We start from the raw sequence: 14,598 nt of genomic DNA, 5'->3' as shown, positions 1-14,598 counted from the left end.
TATTCTTAGTATAATGACTCGGAATATGGGTCCATCCATAAATGGCAGGTCAATAAAGACTGGTTTAATTATAAGGTTGAATTCATGCCATATGAATTGGGCATGAAGGGGGTAGAATAGGGAATATGAGTGAAAAGCAATCGAAAAAGGAAATTTTGAGGGAAAAACTGCTTGAGCGCCAAAAAGACGCCAAAGTGATCAGGAAAATCCTGTTGATTACAACGCTGGTAATTGTCCTGATTGCGGGAGGGTTGGCATTGGGCGGTTATTTTTATGTAAAGTCAGCACTTCAGCCATACAATCCGGAAGATAAAAAGATCAGGAAAGTCGAGATTCCGATTGGTTCCTCCGTAGGCGGTATAGCATCAATCCTTAAAGATGAAAAAATTATCAAGGATGAGAAAGTATTCAAATATTATATTAAATTCCGTAACGAGGCTGGATTCCAGGCGGGTACATATGAGCTTTCTCCTTCAATGACTATTGGCCAGATAGTAAACAGCATTAAAACGGGAAAGATCATGCAGGAGGTTGCTGTGAAAATTACGCTGCCAGAGGGCAAGCAGCTACAGCAAATTGCAGGAATCATTGCGGAAAAAACGGGCCAAAGTCAAGATCAGGTATTTAAAACGCTAAATGACAAAGCTTTTATAAAAAAGATGCAGGATCTATACCCTGAACTTCTAACGGATGAAATTTACAATGCAAATATCAGATATCCTCTTGAAGGCTATTTATTCCCAGCGACTTTCTCGTTTTATGAGGAAAAGCCGGGAATTGAAAAAATAGTAACTGAAATGCTAGCAAAAACCGACAAGGTGCTTAGTCAATATCAACAGGATATGGCAGCTAAAAAACTTACACCTCATAAGCTCCTGACATTTGCGTCTTTGGTTGAGGAAGAGGCTACAGAGAAAGTGGATAGAGACAAAATCGCTTCTGTCTTTTATAACCGCATAAAAATTGGAATGAAGCTCCAGACAGATCCTACGGTATTATATGCAAAAGGTGAGCATAAAGCAAAGGTGTATACTAAGGATTTAAAGACGGAGTCTCCTTATAACACCTATACGAATGAAGGATTGCCGCCAGGGCCGATTGCCAATGCCGGAGTCATATCTATTGAAGCTGCACTGAAACCTGCTCAAACGGACTTTTTATATTTCCTGGCCACATCAACTGGTGATGTGATTTTTACAAAAACGCTAGATCAGCATAATCGAGAGAAAGCACGGTATATTACAAGCCAAAATTAAATGCATTTCCTTGGGAGAAAAGTTCACTTTCTCCCTGTTTTTATGGTAAAATAGTCAAAGTGCAAAAATAGGACACTAAACGAAATGTTGCATTTATTCTTGGTATGAAGTTATAACTCGGCGCCTGCCGAGTTTTTTCTTGCCAGATAAGGAAGTATAATTTTAATAACAAGCACAGATGTCTAGCTCCAGCGCCCAGTACATGGCGACCTTAGCCATTCTTCCTCTAACAGGGCGCTCGCTTTTCTTGAATGAAAAACTCTCATATCAGGGGCTGCACCTTTCTAGCAAAAAATCTCTTCAGGAGGAAGATTATGATTAACGAAATGGATGGATATCTAGAGAAATTGCTCTATTCACGCAACTCGTTTTTTTCCGAAATGGAAGAGTATGCGAAGGAAAATGGTGTCCCGATTATGGAACCAATTGGAATGGAAGCACTATTGCAGCTTCTCAGGCTTCATCAGCCTAAATCTATTCTTGAGGTTGGTGCAGCAATTGGCTATTCCGCCCTGAGGATGGCTGATGCCCTGCCAGAGGCAAAAATCGTAACAATTGAACGTGATGAAGAACGAATCGAGCTTGCCAAACAGTATTTTGCCAGGTTAGAATCCAAAGAACGCATTACGCTTCTAGAAGGTGATGCCCTTGAAACTGTAGAAGCTGCAGGGGAATATGGACCGTTTGATGCGATTTTCATCGATGCAGCAAAGGGCCAGTATAAGCGATTCTTTGAACTGTATGAGCCTTATTTGCAGCCATCCGGGGTAATTATTGTAGACAATGTTCTTTTTAAAGGGCTAGTTGCCCAGGATATAGAAAAAATTGAACCAAGGCGGATTCGCAGTCTTGTTCGAAAAATAAATGAATTCAATAAGTGGCTAATCAGCCATCCAAAGTATGACACCGCCATATTGCCAATTGGCGATGGTGTTGCCATCAGTAAACGAAGAGGTGAACAATAATGAAAAAACCTGAGTTGCTTGTCACGCCAACAAGTGTAGAAGATATCCTGCCGCTTATTGAATCAGGTGCTGATGCTTTTGTAGTCGGTGAACAGCGCTACGGCCTTCGGCTTGCTGGAGAATTCAGCAGGGAAGCTATCAAAAAAACATTGGAAATTGCCCATCAGCATGGCAAAAAAGTATATGTAGCCATGAATGCTATCTTTCATAATGATAAATTAGACGAGCTTGAAGAGTATGTAGCTTTTCTTAGTGATATAAAAGCAGATGCGATCATTTTTGGCGACCCGGCTGTTTTAATGGCAGTTCGTGCCGCTGCACCTGATATGCCGCTCCACTGGAACACTGAAACAACTGTTACCAATTGGTTTACCTGTAATTACTGGGGCAAACGAGGTGCAGTCCGTGCAGTTGCCGCCCGGGAATTAAGCATGGATGAAGTAATAGAAATGAAGGAAAATGCAGAGGTGCAAATTGAAGTTCAGGTTCAGGGCATGACTTGCATGTTCCAATCAAAACGTCCACTCCTCGGCCATTACTTCGAATACCAAGGGAAAGCAATGGAGATTGAAAACCGCAAGCAGCAAACCAGCATGTTCCTGCACGATAAGGAACGGAGCAATAAATATCCGATTTTTGAAGATGAAAACGGGACTCACATCATGAGCCCAAATGATATCTGCATCATTGATGAGCTTCAGGAAATGATAGAAGCCGGTATCGACTCCTTTAAAATTGACGGGGTATTAAAGACTCCTGAATATATCAATGACGTTACTAAATTATACAGGAAGGCAATTGACCTTTGCGCCTGTGATCCTAACCAATATGACAATATTAAGGACGAGCTGCTAGAAAAAATAGCAGAAATCCAGCCTGAAAACCGCTCTTTAGATACAGGTTTCTTCTTTAAAGAAACTGTATACTAAACGCAAAATAAGGAGGAATAGCCTTGGAAGCTATTGCTAATAAAAATTCTCAAGTTGTTGACGGCAAGCGTGTAATTGTAAAAAAACCCGAGCTTTTAGCACCAGCAGGGAATCTTGAAAAATTGAAAATCGCAGTGCACTATGGAGCTGACGCTGTCTATATCGGCGGTCAGGAGTTTGGTCTGCGTTCAAATGCCGGTAACTTCACTCTGGAAGAAATGAAGGAAGGCGTGGAGTTTGCCAAAAAATATGGAGCAAAAATCTACGTTACTACAAATATATATGCCCACAATGAAAATATGGATGGGCTCGAAGAATATTTAATGGGCCTTCAGGATGCTGGAGTAACAGGCATCATTGTTGCTGACCCGCTAATTATTGAAACATGCCGCCGGGTAGCTCCGAAGGTTGAGGTTCATTTAAGCACCCAGCAGTCTCTTTCTAACTGGAAAGCAGTTCAATACTGGAAGGAAGAGGGCCTGGACCGGGTTGTTCTTGCCCGTGAAACTGGAGCCGAGGAAATCCGGGAAATGAAAGAAAAGGTTGATATCGAAATTGAAACCTTTATTCATGGTGCAATGTGCATTGCCTATTCAGGCCGCTGTACATTATCCAATCATATGACAGCCCGCGACTCTAACCGTGGCGGCTGCTGCCAGTCTTGCCGCTGGGATTATGATTTATATGAGCTTGGAGAAAATGGTGAAAACCCGCTGTTTGCTGAAACTGATGCTCCATTCGCTATGAGCCCTAAGGACCTAAAACTGATTGAATCAATTCCAAGAATGATTGAACTTGGTATAGATAGCCTGAAAATTGAAGGCCGAATGAAATCCATTCACTATATTGCCACAGTAGTCAGTGTGTACAGAAAAGTGATTGATGCCTATTGCGCTGATCCAGACAATTTTGCTATCAGGCAGGAGTGGCTGGATGAGCTTGAAAAGTGTGCGAATAGAGAAGCCGCTTCTGCTTTCTTTGAAGGCACACCCGGGTATAAGCAGCAGATGTTTGGGAACCATAGCACAAAGACAACCTTCGACTTCGCAGGACTTGTTCTTGGTTATGATGAGGAAACCCGCATGGTAACCCTGCAGCAGCGCAATTTCTTTAAGCCAGGTGATGAAATTGAATTCTTTGGTCCGGAAATTGAAAACTTCACCCAAATCGTCGATAAAGTGTGGGACGATAAAGGAAATGAGCTGGATGCAGCACGTCATCCTCTGCAAATTGTCCGCCTTAAGGCAGATAGACCGGTATTTCCTCACAACATGATGCGAAAGGAGAACTGACATGAAGAATAAGCCCGTCGTTATCGGTGTAGCAGGCGGATCCGGTTCTGGAAAGACGAGTGTAACGCGAGCTATTTATGAAAGGTTCAAAGGTCATTCCATCCTCATGTTGGAACAGGACTTTTATTATAAAGACCAGAGCTCTCTGCCATTTGAAGAACGGCTGAAGACAAATTATGACCATCCGCTTGCATTTGACAATCACCTGCTTATTGAACACGTCAATCAATTGCTTAATTGTCAGCCAATTGAGAAGCCGGTCTATGATTATGCCCTTCATACGCGCTCGGACAAAGTGGTCCATGTCGAACCTAAGGATGTCATTATCCTGGAAGGTATCCTGATTTTGGAGGATGAGCAGCTCCGTAACCTGATGGATATCAAACTTTTCGTAGATACTGACGCTGACATACGGATTATCCGCAGGCTGCAGCGTGACATTAAAGAACGTGAGCGTACGCTTGATTCAGTTATTGATCAATATCTAAGTGTGGTTCGGCCAATGCATAATCAATTCATAGAGCCAACAAAGCGATATGCAGACATTATTATTCCTGAAGGTGGCCATAACCATGTAGCTATCGACCTGATGGTTACAAAAATACAAACAATTCTTGAACAAAAGTCATTTTTATAATACTATTGCATAGATAATGAGTATGAAAGCATTTACATTTCGTTAACAATTCCCGTAATATTTTACAGAAAGACTGGACAAATCCGGAAAAAGGACATACTCTATTTGAAAGACTATTTAAAGACCGGTGCAAATCCAGTCCGGTTATTATCCGGGGATAGAATTTATTTTTCGTAATGAGAAGAATGCGCGCCCTTTCCATAAGGACGCGCACTTATCTATTCACCTGTGAAAACGAATGTAATCTACATAATATATCACTTCCAGGGAAACGCGGAAGTGAAGGACTTTGAAGGAGTGAAGGGTTTTGGCAATCGAAAAAGTATTTCCGATGACTCAAGAAGGCAAACAAAAGCTTGAACAGGAACTGGAGCATTTAAAAAGCGTTAAACGTAAAGAAGTGGTAGAGCGTATTAAAATTGCACGAAGCTTCGGAGATTTATCCGAGAACTCTGAATATGATTCTGCAAAGGAAGAGCAGGCATTTGTCGAGGGGCGTATTACAACTCTAGAAAATATGATCCGCAACGCAAAAATCATTTCAGAAGATGATATGAATTCCGATTCAGTATCGCTTGGAAAAAAGGTAACGTTTATTGAGCTGCCGAACGGTGATGAAGAAACTTATTCAATCGTGGGAAGCGCGGAGGCTGATCCTTTCGAAGGCAAAATCTCAAACGATTCACCAATCGCCCGCAGTCTAATGGGGAAAAGTGTTGGAGATGAAGTAACGGTAGTAACACCTGGCGGAGAAATGAAAGTTCGCATTACATCCATCAGCTGATTTATTTGTAAAATGTTTTTTCAATGAAAAGCCTTAACTAAACGGTTTTATTTTTATAGTATTAATACAAAGGGTTTTAAAATCCTGCACCTCGTCGACACTGTTAACGAGGTGTTTTTTTATGATCCAGAAGAGAATGAAATCGCTTGCTGTTCTGCTTATTTTGATTCTGATGTTATTGACGGGCAGGCTGGTGCAAATCCAATTAGTGAGTACGGAGTCCTTTTCAGGGCACAAGGTGAACTTAATTGAATCCAGTGTAAAGCAGCGGACACAGGTAATGAAAATAGATGACGGCAGGGGAGACTTTTACGACAAAAACGGGAATCCCATTCTCCATGAAGTAATTCCTGTTCTGGTATTATTTCCGTTTCTTAATAAAATGGCGTGGCCTGCAGAAAAGGTGGCCAATATTATTCAAATACCCGCATATAAGCTTTTAAACGAACTGCAAACCGCGAAGGAGCCGTTTGCATTCGGCGGGAAAATTCCGCTTGAATTAACTGAAGAGCAAAGCCGGGCTATTAATGATTTAAAAATTCCAGGAGTGTTCGCAGTAAAACAGAAATTGGAGTACGACGGAACAATGGCTGAGCATTTAATCGGCACTCTCACCCGGTCAGATGAACTGAAAGCCAAAAACTATCCGGAAAGGGAACTCTCTCCCGACACATACATTGGAATAACGGGCCTGCAGCATACATTTGATGAATTCCTGCTATCAGAAGGAGATTCAAAACTTGTATTCCACGTGGATGGAACCGGCGGCCCCTTATTCGGTGTGGATGTAAAGTATGTTGAACCAGCCAATCCGATGTATCCTGTTAAGGTAATAACAACGCTGAATCGCGATATTCAGGCAGCGGCTGAAAAATTGACAGACCTTCACGGTATTAAGAAGGGCGGTTTGGTCTTAATTGATATAGAAAAAAGTGAAATAGCAGCGATGGTTTCCCGCCCAAAAATCAACCAGAGCAATCCTAATGAAAATTCAAGTTCAAAAAACAGAATGCTAATGCAGGATACCCCAGGATCTGTCTTTAAAACGGTAACAGCTGCGGCTGCCATCGAACATGGACTTGTCCCGCCGGGTCGGAGATTTAATTGTGATCAAACGATCGATGGCAAGAGTGAACCAAAGAAAAAGCTCGGAACGCTTGATTTTGAGGACAGCTTTGCACAAAGCTGCAACAGGACTTTTGGAGACCTGGCAAAGGAACTGACAGATATCGATCCGGATTTTCTTCAAAGCTATGGCAGCAAACTCGGATTGATCGGCCAAACAGGATGGCAGGGTGAAATGTATCACTCGGACTTTAAACAGCTTGATAAAGAAGAACTGGGAAGAGTCTGGAATGATGAAGCAGTTAAAAAAGATAAAAAAATAGCGGCCCATTCTGCCATTGGCCAGCAGGATGTGCAGGTTACGCCTCTTGCTGTTGCCAACATGATGGCGACAATAGCAAGGGGCGGGGAAAAAAGGATGGTAAGTGCGGTTAGGAAGGTTAGCTTTAACAATGGAACAACTGCTATAGATTTTCCTCCTAAGGGACTAGAAGGAGAAAGGATATCACCATATACGGCAATGAAGCTGCAGTCTCTGCTCCGGCGTGTAGTAACAGAGGGGAAAGGGACTGGTGCCTCCCTAAGCCAGCTGCCATATGAGGTTGCCGGAAAGTCTGGAACAGCACAGACTGGTATTGATAAACGTGAACTGAATAAATGGTTTGCCGGCTATTTTCCTTTTAAAAATCCCAAGTATGCGCTTGTCACAGTTAAGCTGGATTCAAATGACCAAGAAGCAGGTGTTATATCGCTATTTAAAGAAATGGTGGAGGAAATCCATAGAATTGAAACTAGTTCTCCGGTCCCTGATTAGCCTGAACAGTGGAATTGAAGGCTGTTATTGCTTCAATCTAAAAAAAGAACGTGTTAAAATAAGGGGGATTATTAAGGCTGCCCTCACTGCAGCCGTTTGGAGGGGAATATAGAGAATGGCGAGTTCTAGATCGCGAATTGATCATAAAGGAAAACAGAGAAAAGTAAATAGGCTCTATAATATTTTAATTGCAACTGTTATTTTATTAATTATAATTGTCGGGGCAACCATCTTCCTGGGTAAGGATGATTCAGTGGCTGTAAACACTGCAAATAAAACAGCTTCGGAAAAAGAGACTAAAAATCAAACTGCTAATAAAACCGATGAAAGCACTTCTTCTGAACAAGAGAATACAGATGATAGTTCAAGTGAGGAAGAAAGTGTGACAGAAGAAGATCCAGCGGCCTCCTCAGATGATACGGAAGGCGAAGAAACAGATGGAGAAGACACCGAAGGAACTGAAAACGGTGAACCGTCTGGAGAAATTATTGAACACGAAGAAAACAATGATCCAAATGTTGACAAAAGTTATTCAAATGAAGCGTGGGAGCCTGTTGGCACGACTCAGGAGGGTGAACACCCAGCTGCCACCTTTGAGAAAGGATCAGCTGACTGGCAGGAAATGGAGCGCGCTGTGGCATACGGTGCAGGCCTTGACCCTGGGAACATGACATTATGGTTTCTGGGCAACGGCGGCTCCCCAAATACCGCCACAGGAACTGTGTCCCCCAAGGATAATAGCGTCACCTATCGGGTTCACATTCAATGGGTGGACGGACAAGGCTGGAAGCCGGTCAAGGTTCAGGAACTAAAGAAAAATGATAAGCAATGATGGAAAGATCGCTTGGGAATTTATCTTCCCAAGCGATCTTTATGTTTAACGACTTACTTTTTTAGCCGTTCTTCCTATTCCAAGGGCGCAAGCAATCTTATTTCTTTGCTTTAAAATGAACCACTGCCGAGTAAAACCTTCTTCCATCCTCGGAAACATACATTTGATGGGAAACTGACTGCACCTCGAGCAGGATTGCTTTATTTACATCTATTTGGCCCTGGATCTTCTGTTCAAGCTTCTCCAGGCTTTCCGCTTCAAAAAACTCGATTTTGTCCTGGATAATATCAAATTGAAAATTCATTTTACTTCCCCCATAATGTACAGGTATTTTTCCTATTATGTTATCAAAAAAAGGCTTTTTTCAGCAATGGAATGTATGCTTTTTATCAAATGACAGACAATGAAAAAAAGAGAGCTGCAATTCTATATGGAAAGCTTATGAAAAAGGATGGTAAAATAGTTTTTACTGATATAATATACGAATGTCAAATTGTGTATTAACAGGCAAGTGAATTACTGTTGGAGAAGCAGGCATTCCAAACGCAATAAAGATTGGCAATAATCTGCATCTAAATGCAGTAAATGAATTGCTGGGTGATGGAAGCCAAAACTATAGTGAGATGAAAGAGGTTAAACGGATGAAACTAGCGATAATAGGGGCAATGGAAGAAGAAGTTACCATTTTGCGAAATAAGATGGAGAACGTTGAGAAGGTTATGATTGCGGGCTGTGAGTTCAACTCCGGAACTTTAAATGGGGTTGAGGTGGTATTGTTAAAATCTGGAATTGGCAAGGTTAATGCGGCTATGTCAACAGCAGTGCTGCTGGAAAGATTTCAGCCAGACATGGTAATCAATACTGGTTCGGCGGGCGGATTTTCTCCGTCGCTTAATGTGGGTGATGTTGTTATTTCTACAGAAGTACGCCATCATGATGTGGATGTTACGGCGTTTGGCTATGAATATGGCCAGGTTCCCCAGCTTCCGCCTGCATTCATTGCGGATCTAAAGCTTGTGGATGCTGCAGAACAGGCTATAGAAGAAATGCAGGGCATTCAGGTAGTAAAAGGTTTGATTGCCACTGGAGATTCCTTTATGAATGACCCAAAGAGAGTGGAGGCTATTCAGGATAAATTTACGGATCTTTATGCAGTTGAAATGGAGGCAGCGGCCGTTGCCCAGGTAGCGCATCAATTTAATGTGCCGTTCGTTATTATCCGGGCTCTTTCTGATATAGCTGGAAAAGAATCAGATATTTCATTTGAGAAGTTTTTGGAAACTGCAGCAATTAATTCGACAGAACTTGTTTTAAAAATGATAGACCGCTTGAAGTAATATCGAGTGAACTGCAGAAAAAATCCCAGGTCCAACTAATATTGTGCAACTACATGGAATAACCTCAGGCATCCCGCTAAGACAGATTCGTTCCCAGCGGTTTCCTGAGACTCTGCTCTTGCTTCTATGTTACATTACTATAGTAATAGTTTCATTGAAAGCAGGTGGAGAGCTTGAAAAACAGCAGAACGGTTGTATCTCATATGCTGGCAAAGGAAACAGATTATAAAAGGTTTGGTTTTTGCCTCCTTTTCGTAGGAGTGTTTTTCTATCTGGGATCAGTAATTCCCCAGGAAGGAAAAACTTTACTTGATACGTATGTAATGATGGGGGCGACCTGCCTGATGCTTCTTGTCTCAGCCAAATTCTTTTCCCTGTCACTCAAGTATAAAAAACTCCGGTCTCAAACTGAGGAAGAGGATACAATATAATTCAGAATTATCCGCTTAATTAACGAGAGCGATTTTTAGAACCCTGGCGCACGCTGTGTCAGGGTTTTTTGCTGTTTTGCAAAATTTGTCGAATAGAATAGGCAAAACAATGGTTTACAAAGTGCAGGTGTTTGGATATACTTACCATGTAAGAAAAATTCTGCAAGGGAGGTCGAAGGAAATGATCAATACTAATGCAACCGCATGTAAGATGCCTTTACAATTTAATATTGAGAAAGTACACAAATTCGACCTGTTTGGTGCAGATTCTTTTTAATCCAATTATTAAATGAATTGCAGACAAATATATTACGGCCGCAGGAAGAATCGTGTTTCTCCTGCGGCCTTTCTATGTCTTGGCCGCGGGGGATAACTCCTGCGGCCTTTTTGTGCCTAAAAGGGTCTGCAAAATGAAGAGGAGGTGATAGTATGACATTGAATATGCTCTTTTTTTCTATTACATTCAATCGTAAGGAAATGACACTTGAAGATTTCAACCATCAAGAACAAATCGAAAAGCTCCGCGAAGAATATAGATTGCGCCCATCAGCACAAGAAACTTTTATAGTGTAAAGGATAAATGTCTATACGAAAAAGGTGGCTTTGTCAGTATGACAAAAGAACAAAACACTGGATTTAAGTACAACGCATAGACAGTAGCACAATGGAGGTGAAATTTATGACACTAAATATGTTATTTTTTACAATTACAATTAAATTCACGCAAATGACAGCTGAGGAGTACATGCATCAGCAGCAAATCAAAAAAATACGTGAAGAATACATGGATCGTGCAATACAGCACAGAAGTTTTTTAAACTAATTAAAATGGCCGGTTAAGAAAGGTGGAGGTTAAAATGTTGAAATTGCTTAATAATGGTAAGTGCGGAATATGGGATTTGAAGGATACCGGCTAACGGCCCTGTGAAATGCAGCATCAGCGAAGAAAAGTCCCTCCCAGGGAGCAGAATATGTAAGTAAAGCGAGTTCACATTTTTGTCATTCTTTATCTAAAAAATGTTCATAACCTCATGCTATTTACTGAATGTAGACATGGTATTCTAATATTACCAGATGCGTAAAGGAGTGTCGTCCATGTTTACAATCGTTATCGCGTTAGTACTGACTGCAACCATCGGGATTGTCATTGGATCTGAAGTAAGCGTCGAAGAATAATTCTTTTCTAGTAATATTGCCGGGTATACCAGCTTGATTCAGCCTTTTAAACTGAAGGTAATGCGGCCTGTGCATGCAATTTACAGCGGTTACTATAAATAGAGAACAAACCTTGTCCCTAAATGGTTGACAAGGTTTTTTTTCATATTGCCAATATATCCAATTCTTATATCTAGTCATGAAATATTGCTGATGGGATTTTCCAAAACTAAAATAAATTCATTTAATTTCAGGAAACTAAGCAGATCATTAAAAACCATAAAATTAAGGTGTACAGACACTAACCTCCCTCCGCCTGCATAGGTATTAAGTATAGGCTAACGTCCAGAAAAAGCGGGGGTGGAAAAATGCCGGACATCTTAACCGCAATAGGATATTTGGTTAAAGAGCTTTATGTATTAGTCTCATACGTAAAGAACAATGCCTTTCCTCAACCATTATCCGCAAAGGAAGAACGAAAATACCTTCAGCTGATGGCCGAAGGAGATGCACATGCTCGTAACATGCTAATTGAGCATAACCTTCGTCTCGTAGCTCACATCGTCAAAAAATTTGAGAACACTGGGGAAGACACGGAAGATCTGATTTCAATTGGAACAATCGGGCTCATAAAAGCGATTGAAAGCTATTCAGAGGGAAAAGGAACAAAGCTTGCAACGTACGCTGCTCGCTGTATAGAGAATGAAGTGCTCATGCATCTCCGGGCTACCAAAAAAACAAAAAAGGATGTTTCCCTTCATGATCCAATTGGCCAGGATAAAGAGGGGAATGAAATCAGCTTAATTGATGTTCTTAAATCCGAATCGGAAGATGTTATTGATACGATACAGCTGAATATGGAGATAGAAAAGGTAAAGCAATATATCGATGTACTCGACGAAAGGGAAAAGGAAGTTATTGTAGGCAGGTTTGGGCTGGATTTAAAGAAGGAAAAGACCCAGCGGGAAATAGCAAAGGAGTTAGGGATATCACGGAGCTATGTATCCCGGATTGAAAAGCGGGCACTAATGAAGATGTTTCATGAGTTTTATCGGGCGGAAAAGGAAAAAAAACGCGGATAGAGCTTTTTCGGACACATAACTGGGGGCGGTTCATGCAGAAGAATCGCCTTTTTTGTGTTTTTTTGGAATTTCTGCTCAGCATAAAACTTCATATGTTTCGTGAAAATAGAAAATTATTGGAAAAAGAAATATAATAAAAGGAGATTGGGTAAGGGGGAAACGAGAATGGCATATTCATTAACTTGGGATTTAGATATATTCTTTGAGGGCGGAAGCTCATCCGCAGCGTTCCTTGAATATATTAAAGATCTAGAACAGGATATCTTTAACTTTGATAAGTATGTGTCTGATTGGAAGGTTAAATCGGATGAGAAGGATAAACACCTCTTAGGAAATATTGCTGAACTTTTTTCACAAACAGGGCGGAAAATGCGGCAGGCCGGAGCTTATGTAAGCTGCTTGGAAGCTCAAAATACAAAGGATGCAAAGGCGCATGAATTGCGTGCCCAGATTACGAAATTAAGTGCCGCCTTCCAGACAGCGCTTACAAAGCTAGACCAAAAGCTTGTTATGTTGGATGAAGAGTTTTTCCAGGAGACCATAAAAGAAGAGTCTCTGCGTGAATTGAAATTTATCTTAAATGAAAGACGCGACAGGGCAATGGAGAAGCTTTCTGTCGAGGAAGAATCTTTGATAAACCAGCTGGCTATTGACGGCTACCATGGCTGGAGCCAATTGTATGATACGATCGTTAGCAGTATACATATACCGTTTGAAGGCAGCCATTTATCAGTTGGCCAAGCCGCCAATAAGTTCTCGGATCCTGATCGCAGCACAAGAAAAACTGTATTTAAGGAATGGGAAAATGCGTGGGGAGAAAAAGGCGAATTACTGGCTAACACGTTAAATCATTTAGCCGGTTTCCGGTTAAGTGTTTATAGCAAAAGAGGCTGGAGTGATGTCCTAAAAGAACCTCTTGAAATTAACCGAATGAAAAAAGAAACTCTCGATAGTATGTGGGGAGCGATTGCAGAAAGCAAGGAGCCTCTGATAAAGTTTCTTAATCGAAAGGCAGAGCTGCTGGGAGTTGAAAAATTAAGCTGGTATGACCTCGATGCCCCTATTCTGGAGTCAGGTTCTTCCAACATAATGCCCTACCAGCAGGGTGCGGAATTTATCGTAAAACAATTTTCCAGGTTCGGCAGTCAATTATCCCAGTTCGCCCAAAAGGCATTTGAGGATAAATGGATTGAAGCGGAGGATCGTCCCAATAAGCGGCCGGGCGGTTTTTGTACATCCTTTCCTGAAAGTGGCCAGTCCCGGATTTTTATGACCTATTCCGGCACGCCTTCCAATGTTTCCACTCTTGCACATGAACTCGGACACGCCTTCCATTCCTTTGCACTGAAGGATACTCATCAGCTTAACCGGGCATATGCAATGAATGTGGCAGAAACTGCTTCAACTTTTGCTGAGATGATTGTCGCTGATGCTGCAGTGAAAGAAGCAGGAACCGAGGCGGAAAAACTTGCTTTGCTTGAGGATAAAATTCAGAGAACGGTTGCATTGTTAATGAATATTCATGCACGTTTCTTATTTGAAACCCGTTTTTATGAAGAGCGAAAAAAAGGAGTGGTCAGTGCTTCCCGCCTAAATGATCTTATGGAGAAGGCACAGCAGGAGGCCTATGGGGATGCGCTTGCTGAATATCATCCGCATTTTTGGGCTTCTAAGCTTCATTTCTATATTACCGGTGTGCCGTTTTATAATTTTCCTTACACATTTGGCTTCCTTTTCTCTCTTGGTATTTACGCCCAGGCACTGGAAGAAGGAGAAGGGTTTGAAAAAAAATATATGGCCCTGCTCCAGGATACGGGTTCAATGACTGTTGAGAATCTTGCAAAGAAGCATTTGAACGTTGATTTGACAACAAAAGGATTCTGGGAAAAAGCTATTGGGGCATGTATAACCGATATTGAAGAATTTTTAAAGCTGACTGAATCACATTCAAGAAAAGCATAAAAAAAGCCTTGGCAATTAGGAGAAACTCCCGTATTAATAAAAAAACAAACAGTCAGA

General features: G+C 41.4%; 15 protein-coding genes. 14 read left to right on the top strand and 1 reads right to left on the bottom strand.

The features are described 5' to 3' along the window. The first annotated feature begins 125 nt into the window (after positions 1-125). The 8 genes from mltG (at position 126) to CVD28_RS21460 (ending at position 8,574) form a co-directional block, all read left to right on the top strand. A complete protein-coding gene (mltG, locus tag CVD28_RS21495) occupies positions 126-1,256 on the top strand; it encodes an endolytic transglycosylase MltG (protein ID WP_101596418.1) in 1,131 nt (376 codons plus the stop codon). A gap of 314 nt (positions 1,257-1,570) precedes the next feature. Continuing rightward, entirely contained in the window at positions 1,571-2,221 is a 651-nt protein-coding gene (locus tag CVD28_RS21490; protein WP_180954266.1) for an O-methyltransferase, read from the top strand. Then, positions 2,221-3,150, top strand: a complete 930-nt coding sequence (locus tag CVD28_RS21485; protein WP_101596415.1) for a peptidase U32 family protein — start codon at positions 2,221-2,223, stop codon at positions 3,148-3,150. The genes CVD28_RS21490 and CVD28_RS21485 overlap by 1 nt, the downstream gene beginning before the upstream one ends. A 23-nt stretch (positions 3,151-3,173) precedes the next feature. After that, the gene (locus CVD28_RS21480; RefSeq protein ID WP_101596413.1) at positions 3,174-4,442 is read left to right on the top strand and encodes a peptidase U32 family protein; all 1,269 of its coding nucleotides are present in this window, start codon (positions 3,174-3,176) and stop codon (positions 4,440-4,442) included. Position 4,443: 1 nt separating this feature from the next. Continuing rightward, entirely contained in the window at positions 4,444-5,079 is a 636-nt protein-coding gene (gene udk / locus CVD28_RS21475) for a uridine kinase (protein ID WP_101596411.1), read from the top strand. 307 nt (positions 5,080-5,386) lie between these two features. After that, complete coding sequence (gene greA, locus CVD28_RS21470) at positions 5,387-5,863, top strand: transcription elongation factor GreA (protein WP_101596409.1); 477 nt, start codon at positions 5,387-5,389, stop codon at positions 5,861-5,863. A gap of 121 nt (positions 5,864-5,984) precedes the next feature. Continuing rightward, a complete protein-coding gene (locus CVD28_RS21465) occupies positions 5,985-7,742 on the top strand; it encodes a peptidoglycan D,D-transpeptidase FtsI family protein (protein WP_101596407.1) in 1,758 nt (585 codons plus the stop codon). Positions 7,743-7,857: 115 nt separating this feature from the next. Then, positions 7,858-8,574, top strand: a complete 717-nt coding sequence (locus tag CVD28_RS21460) for a DUF1510 family protein (RefSeq protein WP_101596404.1) — start codon at positions 7,858-7,860, stop codon at positions 8,572-8,574. A gap of 97 nt (positions 8,575-8,671) precedes the next feature. Here the strand turns inward: CVD28_RS21460 and CVD28_RS21455 are convergent, their stop codons facing one another. Beyond that, positions 8,672-8,878, bottom strand: coding sequence for a YrzA family protein (locus CVD28_RS21455; RefSeq protein ID WP_101596402.1), 207 nt, complete (start codon positions 8,876-8,878; stop codon positions 8,672-8,674). A gap of 337 nt (positions 8,879-9,215) precedes the next feature. On the opposite strand from CVD28_RS21455, the gene mtnN reads away from it, so the two are divergent. From mtnN to CVD28_RS21425, 6 genes are all read left to right on the top strand, one after another. Continuing rightward, positions 9,216-9,911 carry a 5'-methylthioadenosine/S-adenosylhomocysteine nucleosidase gene (gene mtnN, locus CVD28_RS21450; RefSeq protein WP_101596400.1) on the top strand — a complete coding sequence of 232 codons (696 nt, stop codon included), beginning with the start codon at positions 9,216-9,218 and terminating at the stop codon, positions 9,909-9,911. Between the two features lie 173 nt (positions 9,912-10,084). Then, positions 10,085-10,342 carry a YrhC family protein gene (locus CVD28_RS21445; protein ID WP_257985950.1) on the top strand — a complete coding sequence of 86 codons (258 nt, stop codon included), beginning with the start codon at positions 10,085-10,087 and terminating at the stop codon, positions 10,340-10,342. 429 nt (positions 10,343-10,771) lie between these two features. Next, the gene (locus tag CVD28_RS21440; RefSeq protein WP_101596397.1) at positions 10,772-10,915 is read left to right on the top strand and encodes a YrzI family small protein; all 144 of its coding nucleotides are present in this window, start codon (positions 10,772-10,774) and stop codon (positions 10,913-10,915) included. A gap of 106 nt (positions 10,916-11,021) precedes the next feature. After that, positions 11,022-11,165 (top strand): YrzI family small protein, encoded by a 144-nt coding sequence (locus CVD28_RS21435; RefSeq protein WP_101596394.1) that lies wholly within the window; start codon positions 11,022-11,024, stop codon positions 11,163-11,165. A gap of 700 nt (positions 11,166-11,865) precedes the next feature. Beyond that, positions 11,866-12,579: an RNA polymerase sporulation sigma factor SigK gene (sigK, locus tag CVD28_RS21430; RefSeq protein WP_101596392.1), complete on the top strand. Its 714-nt coding sequence runs from the start codon at positions 11,866-11,868 to the stop codon at positions 12,577-12,579. Between the two features lie 165 nt (positions 12,580-12,744). Continuing rightward, positions 12,745-14,541, top strand: a complete 1,797-nt coding sequence (locus tag CVD28_RS21425) for a M3 family oligoendopeptidase (protein WP_101596388.1) — start codon at positions 12,745-12,747, stop codon at positions 14,539-14,541. The last annotated feature ends 57 nt before the right edge of the window (positions 14,542-14,598 follow it).

It is taken from the genome of Bacillus sp. M6-12, assembly GCF_002860285.1.
GTDB lineage: Bacteria > Bacillota > Bacilli > Bacillales > DSM-1321 > Peribacillus.
Note: the sequence above shows the minus strand (reverse complement) of the source record. Positions and strands in the feature narration are given on the sequence as shown.

Excerpts from the sequence above, each read along its gene's own strand:
- mltG (WP_101596418.1), top strand. The coding sequence starts at position 126 with ATGAGTGAAAAGCAATCGAAAAAGGAAATTTTGAGGGAAAAACTGCTT.
- CVD28_RS21490 (WP_180954266.1), top strand. The coding sequence starts at position 1,571 with ATGATTAACGAAATGGATGGATATCTAGAGAAATTGCTCTATTCACGC.
- CVD28_RS21485 (WP_101596415.1), top strand. The coding sequence starts at position 2,221 with ATGAAAAAACCTGAGTTGCTTGTCACGCCAACAAGTGTAGAAGATATC.
- udk (WP_101596411.1), top strand. The coding sequence starts at position 4,444 with ATGAAGAATAAGCCCGTCGTTATCGGTGTAGCAGGCGGATCCGGTTCT.
- CVD28_RS21465 (WP_101596407.1), top strand. The coding sequence starts at position 5,985 with ATGATCCAGAAGAGAATGAAATCGCTTGCTGTTCTGCTTATTTTGATT.
- CVD28_RS21460 (WP_101596404.1), top strand. The coding sequence starts at position 7,858 with ATGGCGAGTTCTAGATCGCGAATTGATCATAAAGGAAAACAGAGAAAA.
- CVD28_RS21455 (WP_101596402.1), bottom strand. The coding sequence starts at position 8,878 with ATGAATTTTCAATTTGATATTATCCAGGACAAAATCGAGTTTTTTGAA.
- mtnN (WP_101596400.1), top strand. The coding sequence starts at position 9,216 with ATGAAACTAGCGATAATAGGGGCAATGGAAGAAGAAGTTACCATTTTG.
- CVD28_RS21440 (WP_101596397.1), top strand. The coding sequence starts at position 10,772 with ATGACATTGAATATGCTCTTTTTTTCTATTACATTCAATCGTAAGGAA.
- CVD28_RS21435 (WP_101596394.1), top strand. The coding sequence starts at position 11,022 with ATGACACTAAATATGTTATTTTTTACAATTACAATTAAATTCACGCAA.
- sigK (WP_101596392.1), top strand. The coding sequence starts at position 11,866 with ATGCCGGACATCTTAACCGCAATAGGATATTTGGTTAAAGAGCTTTAT.
- CVD28_RS21425 (WP_101596388.1), top strand. The coding sequence starts at position 12,745 with ATGGCATATTCATTAACTTGGGATTTAGATATATTCTTTGAGGGCGGA.